The organism is Paenarthrobacter sp. CM16, assembly GCF_013179505.1.
In the GTDB taxonomy this organism is placed as follows: domain Bacteria; phylum Actinomycetota; class Actinomycetes; order Actinomycetales; family Micrococcaceae; genus Arthrobacter.
In genome coordinates, this window is the sequence record NZ_JABMCX010000506.1 from 1 (window position 1) to 1678 (window position 1678).

Consider the following 1678-nt stretch of genomic DNA (forward strand, 5'->3'; position numbering starts at 1 on the left):
CGAACGCTGCCGTGATGGTTTCGATCAGCACCGTGGCGCGGATGGTGCCCTGCGGGATGCCCAGCAAGTCCTGGGCCAGGACGAAGATGTCATTCCACAGCCGGGCTTCGAGGTGGTTCTCGATCTTGGGCAGGTAGAAGTACGGGCCCTTGCCCTGGGCCAGCAGGCGGCGGGCGTTGTGGAAGAAGAACAAACCGAAGTCCACAATGCCGCCGGCGATCGGCTTGCCATCCACGAGCATGTGCTTCTCCGGCAAGTGCCACCCACGCGGACGGACCACGATGGTGGGCAGGTCCTCGGCAGCCTTGAGCTTGTATTCCTTGCCCTCAGGAGAGGTGAAATCGATCCGGCGTTCCAGAGCGTCGGTCAGGTTCAGCTGGCCCTGGATGACGTTTCGCCACGTCGGCGTGGACGAGTCTTCCATGTCGGCGAGCCACACCTTCGCCCCCGAGTTCAGGGCGTTGATGGTCATCTTCTTATCCACGGGACCTGTGATCTCCACGCGGCGATCCTCCAGCCCGGGAGCCGGGGGAGCCACACGCCATGACGGATCATTCCGGATGCCCTCAGTCTCGGGACGGAACCGGGGATCCTGGCCACTGGAAATCTGGTTGCGACGGGCATGCCGTGCCTGCATCAGCTCCTGACGACGATCCGCCGTAGCCCTGTGCAACTTGCCAATAAACTCAAGGGCGTCCGGCGTGAGGACCTCGTTCTGCCGGCAAATGGGCTGCGCGGTGATAGTGATGCCATTGATAGTGAAGTTGTCAGTGAAGCTGTTCATTTCAATCTCTCCTATGAGAAGCAAATGTTCGACGGCGGCATGTCCGTGAGGTGCGCACCGGGCCGGAGGTGCGGTGATGCGGCAGCCTGCGTAAAGGGGCCCTGTGCCCGCCCCCGACCGAGTTCTACGAGGTCATGGGGCGGGCATGGGGATCGCAGGCAGAGCATTACCGCACTGCAGGCCGGAGGCGAGGACCGCCGTCGGAAGTGGTTAGTGGAACTGGCCTTCTTCGGTGGATCCCACCAGGGCCAGGGTGGATGCGTTCGGGTTGAGCGCGGTAGCGATGTCGTCGAAGTAGCCGGTGCCGACTTCGCGCTGGTGCTTGGTGGCGGTGTAGCCGCGGGATTCGGAGGCGAATTCCTTTTCCTGGAGTTCGACGTATGCGCTCATGCCTTCACGGGCGTAACCGTGGGCGAGGTCGAACATCGAGTAGTTCAGGGCGTGGAAGCCGGCCAGGGTGATGAACTGGAACGTGAACCCCATGGCACCGAGTTCGCGCTGGAACTTGGCGATGGTGGTGTCATCCAGGTGCTTGCGCCAGTTGAAGGACGGGGAGCAGTTGTAGGAGAGCATCTGGTCCGGGAAGTCGGCTTTGACCGATTCGGCGAACTTGCGCGCCAGTTCCAGGTCCGGGGTTCCGGTCTCCATCCAGATGAGGTCGGAGTACGGTGCGTAGGCCTTGGCACGGGCGATGCAGGGCTCGATGCCGTTGCGGACCTTGTAGAAGCCCTCGGCAGTGCGAACCGGTTGTCCACCTTCGCGGAGGATGAATTCCTGGTCGCGCTCGTCAACGTCCGAGGTGATCAGCGTTGCTGCTTCGGCGTCGGTGCGGGCGATCACCACGGTCGGTGTACCGGCGACGTCGGCTGCCAGGCGGGCTGCGTTCAGGGTCCG

Annotated in this window: 1 protein-coding gene and 1 pseudogene; both read right to left on the minus strand. The window is 63.0% G+C overall.

What is annotated here, in order from left to right; all coding sequences use genetic code 11:
- A pseudogene (locus tag HP499_RS23945) lies at positions 1-784 on the minus strand (malate synthase A); the annotation flags it as partial.
- 210 nt (positions 785-994) lie between these two features.
- Positions 995-1678, minus strand: a 684-nt coding sequence (gene aceA / locus HP499_RS23950; RefSeq protein WP_172326524.1) for an isocitrate lyase, incomplete at its 5' end; no start/stop codon positions are given.